The 7,361-nt window shown below is 62.2% G+C and carries 8 protein-coding genes; 4 read left to right on the forward strand and 4 right to left on the reverse strand.

Going from position 1 to position 7,361, the window contains the following annotated elements; all coding sequences use genetic code 11:
• Window positions 1-62: 62 nt before the first annotated feature.
• Window positions 63-968 (forward strand): DUF6928 family protein, encoded by a 906-nt coding sequence (locus tag Q0331_RS10395; RefSeq protein WP_298076270.1) that lies wholly within the window; start codon window positions 63-65, stop codon window positions 966-968.
• 10 nt (window positions 969-978) lie between these two features.
• Here Q0331_RS10395 and Q0331_RS10400 read toward each other — a convergent pair whose 3' ends face one another.
• The 3 genes from Q0331_RS10400 to Q0331_RS10410 all read right to left on the reverse strand — a co-directional run bounded on the left by Q0331_RS10400 (window position 979) and on the right by Q0331_RS10410 (window position 4,274).
• A complete protein-coding gene (locus Q0331_RS10400) occupies window positions 979-1,860 on the reverse strand; it encodes an RNA methyltransferase (protein ID WP_298076271.1) in 882 nt (293 codons plus the stop codon).
• 2 nt (window positions 1,861-1,862) lie between these two features.
• Window positions 1,863-3,356, reverse strand: a complete 1,494-nt coding sequence (locus Q0331_RS10405; RefSeq protein WP_298076272.1) for an NCS2 family permease — start codon at window positions 3,354-3,356, stop codon at window positions 1,863-1,865.
• A 174-nt stretch (window positions 3,357-3,530) separates the two neighbouring features.
• Window positions 3,531-4,274 carry a DUF3027 domain-containing protein gene (locus Q0331_RS10410; RefSeq protein WP_298076273.1) on the reverse strand — a complete coding sequence of 248 codons (744 nt, stop codon included), beginning with the start codon at window positions 4,272-4,274 and terminating at the stop codon, window positions 3,531-3,533.
• A 135-nt stretch (window positions 4,275-4,409) separates the two neighbouring features.
• Between Q0331_RS10410 and Q0331_RS10415 the strand changes: the two genes are divergently transcribed.
• Both Q0331_RS10415 and Q0331_RS10420 read left to right on the forward strand, forming a co-directional pair.
• Complete coding sequence (locus Q0331_RS10415) at window positions 4,410-5,195, forward strand: glutaminyl-peptide cyclotransferase (protein ID WP_298076274.1); 786 nt, start codon at window positions 4,410-4,412, stop codon at window positions 5,193-5,195.
• Window positions 5,196-5,268: 73 nt separating this feature from the next.
• Window positions 5,269-5,862 carry a DUF2771 domain-containing protein gene (locus Q0331_RS10420; protein WP_298076275.1) on the forward strand — a complete coding sequence of 198 codons (594 nt, stop codon included), beginning with the start codon at window positions 5,269-5,271 and terminating at the stop codon, window positions 5,860-5,862.
• A gap of 79 nt (window positions 5,863-5,941) precedes the next feature.
• On the opposite strand, the gene Q0331_RS10425 is transcribed toward Q0331_RS10420, so the two are convergent.
• Entirely contained in the window at window positions 5,942-6,325 is a 384-nt protein-coding gene (locus Q0331_RS10425) for a cold-shock protein (protein WP_034986981.1), read from the reverse strand.
• A 462-nt stretch (window positions 6,326-6,787) separates the two neighbouring features.
• Here Q0331_RS10425 and Q0331_RS10430 point away from each other — a divergent pair.
• Window positions 6,788-7,361: resuscitation-promoting factor Rpf1 domain-containing protein (locus tag Q0331_RS10430; protein WP_298076276.1), on the forward strand; the 574-nt coding region annotated here is incomplete at its 3' end.

Raw genomic sequence — 7,361 nt, forward strand, 5'->3', positions numbered from 1 at the left:
GCGTGCGCACCAACCCCAAGAAGAAGAACTAGGCGATAGAAGGAGCCACAGCTGGGACCCTGGTGACCCATTGGTTTGTGAATGCTGCCACCCCCAGCACCGTGGTGAACCAGGAGCATAAGGTCGACCGTGGCTTCGCCCGCAAGTACCTGGCACAGCTGAATCCGGCCTGGCCGCTGACGCACATCGGTGATTTCGACATGACCCGCAGCGCAACCCCTGGCACCGATGAGTTCTACATCGGTGGCTACCCGGGGCTATCGGTGGTGCAGACGGTAATCCCCGACCTGCGGAAGCTCTCCGAACTGCCGGAGCGCTACCGCACGCTAGTCAGTGCGGCCGACGTGTACGCCTCCTGCGTGGTGGCGGACCCGGAAACCGCGGCCTCGACGAAGCCCGGGGATGGTGGGGATCCGGCCTCCAAGGAGGTCGACGAAACCTTTGGGGGCTTCGCCCACTGGTCCGGCGGCCAGCTCAAGCGCTCTTTCTGTGCCACTCGCGAGACCGTGTTCGAGGACATCGGCCTGCCTGGCGAGTTCGAGGCCGACTACTGGGCCGGGAACACCGAAGCCAGCGGCATCCAACTGCCTTTCATCCCCGCGGAGCTGGCTGCCGCGGCCATCGAGGCCTGGCTGGGCTTTTCCGTCTCCGCCTCCGGCCCGGCGCTGCCCATTGCCGCCTTCGCCGTCGACGGGAGGCCAGAGGCTAAGTCCTCCGAGTACGACGGATTGACGCATGGGCGCACCACACCGGACGACATGGTCTCCGTCTACGACGACGAGCAAGGTTACGACGATTACGCCGCCCCGTCCCGCGAAAGCGAACCCAGCGGAGCCGAGGTGGCCAAGAACGTGCTGAGCTCCCTGGGCCAGGGGGCTCGCAAGGGGCTTTCCGCTGGGTTGAAGGGGCTACGCGGAGCCTCCAAAAAGATCGGCGACGAGGTGCGCCGCCGCACCGGCGGGGAGTAGCCACCCCCGCTTAGCGCACCGCCTCATAGAAGGCGATGGCCGCCGCCGTGGCCACGTTCAGCGAATCGGTTCCGCAGGCCATCGGGATGCTGGCGCGCACATCCGCGGCGCGCATCGCGTGCTCCGTCAGGCCGGGGCCCTCCGCACCAACCATCACCGCCACTTTTTTCCCCCGTCCCCGGGCTACCTCCGTGGCCTCACGGAGCGTGGTATCCCCCGCTGGCGTGAGCGCAACCACCTCATATCCGCGCCTCTGCAGCAGCTCCAGATCCCGCTGCCAGGTGGTCGTCGTACCGGGGAACCTCGCCCACGGCAGGCGCAAGACGTGTCCCATGGAGACACGCACACTGCGCCGGTACAGCGGATCGGCGGTGGCCGCACCGAACAGCACGGCATCCACGTTGAGCCCCGCTGCGTTGCGGAAAATGGAGCCGATGTTCTCGTGATCCCCCACGCCCTCCAGCACGGCGATCACTCCGCTGGCTTCGGGGTTTTCCTCCAAGCGGTCCAGCACCGCCTCCACGGCGCTGGTTCCGGCGTACCCTGTGGCAGCGCTCGTCGGCAGTCGATCCGCCGACGCGACCAGCCCCCTGTGCATATCGAAGCCCGCGACTTCCTTCAAGACCTCGCGGGAAACCTCAAACACGGAAAAGGTGGCGTCATCACCAGAAAGAGAGCGAGACAGCTCCTCCTCGATCGCCCGCAGCTTCCCCGGGAACCCCACAACAGCGCGGGTCGGATAGGGGCTGGCCAGCAGGCGCGGGACGACCAAGGTGCCCTCGGCGATGATCAGCTGCTCACCGGACTTCTTGTCGGAAGCATTGAGGTTCCGAAAGTCGTCCAGACGCGGATCGAGCGGGTCATCGATCCGAATGGGCGAAAGGTCTGCCATGGTTAGCCTCGCAGCAGATCCATCACCGGATCGGCGGCGAAGTAGACCACGAACATCACAGCCACCAGGTACAGCAACGGGTGGACCTTCTTTGCACGGCCGCCAACCAGCGCCATGGCGACGTAGGTGATGAAGCCCACGCCGATGCCGTTGGCGATGGAGTAAGTAAACGGCATGACCACGATGGTCAGGAAAGCCGGCAGGGCGATGTCGAAGCGCGCGAAGTCAATGTCCTTAATCTGCGCCATCATCATCGCACCCACGATCACCAGGACCGGGGCGGCGGCCTCGATCGGCACCACCTCGTACAACGGGGTGAAGAACATAGCCAGGATGAACAGCAGACCGGTGACCACGTTGGCCAGACCCGTGCGGGCGCCGTCGGCAATACCCGCCGCAGAGTCCACGAACACGGTGTTCGACGAACCAGAGACCGCGCCACCGACAATCGCGCCGCCACCCTCGACGATCAGGGCCGTGCGCAGGTTTGGCAGACGATCTTCCTCATCTACCAGCTGAGCCTGCTTGCCCAGTGCAGTCATGGTTCCCATAGCGTCGAAGAAGTTCGCCAGCACCAGGGTGAAGATCAACATGCACGCAGCCAGCACGCCCACGCGGGTGAAAGCACCGAACAGATCCACGGCGCCGACCAGGGAAAGGTCCGGCATGCCACCCAGAGAGTCCGGGCTCTGCGGCACTGCCAGGTTCCAGCCTGCGGGGTTCGGCTTGCCATCGACGAAGGACGGACCGGTGTGAGTGAGCGCCTCCACGATCATGGCGATGATGGTGTTGGCGACGATGCCGATGAACAGGCCTCCGCGAACCTTGCGGACCACCAGGGTTCCACAGATCAGCAGGCCGATAATGAAGACGAACGTGGGCCAGGAAGCAATGGAGCCGTTGATGCCCAGACCAACCGGGACGGTCGTGCCCGCGGCATCCGGAATGCGGCGAACGAAGCCGGAGTCCACCAAGCCGATCATCGCAATGAACAGGCCAATGCCCACGCCGATGGATGCTTTCAGCGAGCTGGGGATGGAGTTAAACACGGCCTCGCGGAAGCCCGTGATGGCCAGCAGCACGATGAGAACACCGTCGATGACCACCAGGCCCATGGCCTCCGGCCAGGTCAGCCCTTCTGTACCGACGAAGGTGACCGCCACCAGGGTGTTAATGCCCAGACCAGCGGCGATGCCGAAGGGATAGCGGGCGATGATGCCGAATGCGATGGTCATGACACCGGCCGCCAGGGCGGTAACCGCGGCCACGCGGGCGGTGCCCAGCTCGTCGCCGTTGATGTCCGCGCTGGTGCCCAGGATCAACGGGTTCAGGATGATGATGTAAGCCATCGCGAAGAACGTGACCACACCACCGCGGACCTCGGTGCCCACCGTCGAGTGGCGCTCCGAGATGTGGAAAAAGCGGTCTAGGAAGCCACGATCCTGCGGTTCCCCAGTTTTTGTCTCTGCGGCCTTGGCGGCCTGTGCATCTGCCATGCGGAATTCTCCCCTACCGATTCGGTCCGAGCGCGGAAGCTACCCCTCAGCAGAACCGTAGGCAGCCACCACAATTTGAAACGTCAAGGTATAAGTAACCACCCCGCAGGGCATTTATGCAACTATTAGGTACCCGTTCGGGGCATCCCAAGGGGCCCAGCACTGGCGCCCTTTTTATTCGAAGCGCGAGAACCCCTCGTCGACGTACACGCCGTAATTATTGGTGCCCTCCCCGAGCTCCTCACCAATGGATTCCTCCACCGTCGCCGAGTGCGCCCCGCAGCCATAATCCCGCTGCACCACGCGCCCGTCGGCGGAGTATTCGTTCGCGCAAACGCCCACACCGTTCTCCACGTCGTCGATGGGCAGGTAGAACGCGCAAGTTTCACACTTCAGGTCAGCCTTCTTCGCAAACTCGGAGCGCGGTCCGTATTTCCCTTCCCGCCAGCGCTTGCGGGCTTGGCGCAACCCCTCGTGCGAAAGTGTGTTACCCGCCTGCGGGTTTCGCAGGAAGCCATCACCGTCCTGCAGCTTGGCCCACGCGGTCAGTCGCTCGTCGTCACGGCGCGGCGGGAGCGTATCGCCAGGGCCTAAGTCACCCGGCTGCACACGATCCTCGTAGGGCACCCACTCCGGGGCCAGCGAAGCATGCTTACCGGCCTGCAGACTGACCTCGTTGATGGTGAGCACCCCACTGCCAGGCACCGTCACCAACACCACGACCCACTCCCAGCCGCGGTATCCGGGCACTTGGCTGGCGTAGCGGTAGATCCCCAAACCCTCGCCGTCCGTTGCGATGCCGAGGGCCTTCCCCACCTCGTCGCCGCCTACCTCTTCCACCGCGGCACGGGCTGTTTCCTTAGCCTCCGCCGAAAAAAGAATCGGATCTGCCTTTTTCTTCTTACTCACCTGAACCATTATGCCTGCCACCCACTCACTGTGATGCATGATGGTTGCATGTTCTCTTATCGACGCCACCCTCACGCATCCCTCCCCCAGCCTCGAAAGGGGCGGGTTACTTCCCAGGTGTTCGCAGCTGTCGGAGCTGCGGCTGTGGCGTGTGCGTTATCGGCGTGTGGTGCGGACGACGGGGCGTCACCAGTAAAACCAGGAACAACAGCGAAAGAGTACGGCGATGCGCCGATGCTCGAGGTCACGGTGGATGAGGTACACCCGTGGGACGAGAGTGCGTTTACCCAGGGGCTAGAGACGGCCGACGATGGGCGGCTGCTGGTCGGCACGGGCCTGTACGGCGAATCGCAGATCTACTACACGGACTTGAAAGGCGAAAAGACGGACGAACAAAACCTAAGTAAGGACCTGTTCGGCGAGGGCGTGGCGATTCACGGCGATACGGCGTGGCAACTGACGTGGAAGGAACACACCGCGATCAAGCGCGATGCCCGTACGCTCGAGGAAATAGACCGGGCCGATTACGAGACCGAGGGCTGGGGGCTGTGTGCGCAGCAAGATCGACTGGTAATGAGCGACGGCACGGGAACGCTGACTTTCCGCGACCCTGAGACCTTCGCAAAGACCGGCTCCGTTGAGGTGGAGGGCACCGACCAGCTCAACGAGCTGGAGTGCACCGCCGACGGAAAGGTGTGGGCCAACGTGTGGCAGACCGATACGATCCTGGAGATTGACCCGGAGGACGGGAAGGTCACGCATGTTGTGGATACGGCTGGGCTGTTCCCCGCGGCACAGCGAGACGGCGCGGACGTGCTGAATGGCATCGCGGTCGTGCCGGGCAGCTCTCCAGACGACCGGCGCTTCTACCTGACCGGCAAGCTGTGGGGCGAGATGTACGAGGTGCGCTTTAAGGAGCCGCAGGGCTAAAAGTATCTAACGAGGGCTCGGAGGGTAGCTAGGGGTTAGGGCTTGTCCGGTCAGTGAATTAGGATCGGGAGGCGTGAGCGAGCAAGAGAAAACCAGTCCGAAGCCTTCCGCCAAGCCCGCGCCGAAGCTTTCCAAAAAGCAGCAGCGCAAGCGTGCCCAGCGCAAGCAGCTGATGACGATGGGGGCCATCGTCGCCCTCGTGGTGGTGGTCATCGGCGGCGTGCTGCTTTACAACCGATGGCAGGACGGGAAGATCGAAACGCTGCCGCAGGATCAACGCATCATCGCCGTGGTTGATGGCGAGGAGCACGAGATCGCCCCTTACTCCGTCTGCCAGTTGGACGATCCGGACTGCAAGCCCTCTGAGCCCTACAAGTTGCAGGTAGGGGACGCCGAAAAGGTAACGCTCAAGCTGCCGGAGGATGTGTACGACCACGACTGGTCTCTGCTGCAGATCTTCGACGAGCCGGGCGCAAACCAGGACAACTACTACAAGGGCTACGAGCGTGAAGAAGTCACGCTGAACCTTGAGGCTTCCATGAAGGCCGATGATGGCAGCACCCCTCAGCTAAAGGTCTTGGAGCTGCACTCTATGTTGGTCGGCTTGGACGACAACGACGAGCAAACCCCCTACGCAACCATCTGGTCGATCGAGATCGCCCAGTAGCTCCCTTTGTTTAAGGGGGAGCTCCCTGTCTTTAGAGGGGTGCGAGGGGGTTTGTCTTAATGAAGTGCGGGGGCGACCGCTAGTTGTCGAGCTCGCGCGCGATGGTGCGCAGGATCTCCGCCACCTGGCGGGCCTCCTTGCGCTCTGGGCGGCGACCGGACTGCAGCACCGGCAGCACACTGCTATCTAGCAGTGTGATCGTATCCTGCACCATCTGGTGGAGTTGCTCGGGGTTGTACTTGTGCTGTGCACGGCGGGGGCCGTTGTCCAGCACCGTCATGGTGTGAACCTGCGGTCCACGGCGGCCAGCGATGAACTCGTACTCGATGCGCTGCCCCTTGACCAGTTCGGTGACGCCGTCGGGCAGCACCTGGGAACCGACGTAGACGTCCTCATCCCCAGGGTTGCTGACGAAGCCGTAGCCGCGGTCTGCGTCGTACCACTTCACTTTTCCGGTTGGCATGGGATCACCCTATTCCTTGATGTCAATAGAATGACCTAGGTTAGCGAGAATGCAAGGGTAGAGCAAATCCCACTCGCTAATCACATCAGCCACAGGCGTTACATGAAGATTGTGATCTTGACCACATTACAAAATCGTAACGAAATGGATTCATTCCTATAAACTCCTGGTCAATGAGCGTTTCGAAAGCCTGCCTTAACGTTGCATAAGTTTCGAATCTTGCAAAAAACGTGACACAAACGTGACAAACCAGTACGGTAGCCCATGACCTTATGGCGAACGAGCAAACGGCTCGACGTCACAAAAGCAAGAGATCGCTGGACTCACTGAACTTAAAGGACTTAAGGACTTAAAAGACTTAAGAGATCCAAGAGATCCAAGACAGCTCAGCGATCTTCGAGAGATAACGAAACAAAAGGCGCCACAACTACGACAAGGCGCCCGAAGGGAAACTCAGCAAAAATGGCACGTCACGCAAAGACCAGCTCTTTCACCACCGCAGCCCGTCTGTCCGTCGCAGGCGTTGCAGTTGCAGCAACCTCTGCACTGCTGGCTCCGACTGCTTCCGCAGCTCCGGATTCCGACTGGGATCGCCTGGCAAAATGCGAGTCCGGCGGCAACTGGTCCATCAACACCGGCAACGGCTACCACGGTGGCCTGCAGTTCAGCCCGTCCACCTGGGCTGGCTACGGCGGCAAGCAGTACGCACCGTACGCATACCAGGCAACCCGCGAGCAGCAGATCGCCGTTGCAGAGCGCGTTCTGGCTGGCCAGGGCTGGGGCGCATGGCCGGCCTGCTCCGCCAAGCTGGGCCTGAACTCCAAGCCGACCCCGCGCAACGTTGCAGCTAAGCCGAAGGCAAAGCCGGCCGCTCCGGCTCCGGTTGTGCAGCAGGCCGTCCGCGACCTGTCCCGCAACTCCAACGCTCTGGCTGTAGACAAGTTCTACGATGCACTGGTCAAGCGCATTGAGGAGCGCGGCTTCTCCGTGCCGAAGGAAGTCACCGACTACTACAACGCCAACAAGCACTCCCTGA

The organism is uncultured Corynebacterium sp. (assembly GCF_937999985.1).
Classification (GTDB): Bacteria; Actinomycetota; Actinomycetes; order Mycobacteriales; family Mycobacteriaceae; genus Corynebacterium.

Coding starts and splice junctions, on each gene's coding strand:
- Q0331_RS10400 (WP_298076271.1), bottom strand. CDS start 1,860: ATGGCAGACCTTTCGCCCATTCGGATCGATGACCCGCTCGATCCGCGT.
- Q0331_RS10405 (WP_298076272.1), bottom strand. CDS start 3,356: ATGGCAGATGCACAGGCCGCCAAGGCCGCAGAGACAAAAACTGGGGAA.
- Q0331_RS10410 (WP_298076273.1), bottom strand. CDS start 4,274: ATGGTTCAGGTGAGTAAGAAGAAAAAGGCAGATCCGATTCTTTTTTCG.
- Q0331_RS10425 (WP_034986981.1), bottom strand. CDS start 6,325: ATGCCAACCGGAAAAGTGAAGTGGTACGACGCAGACCGCGGCTACGGC.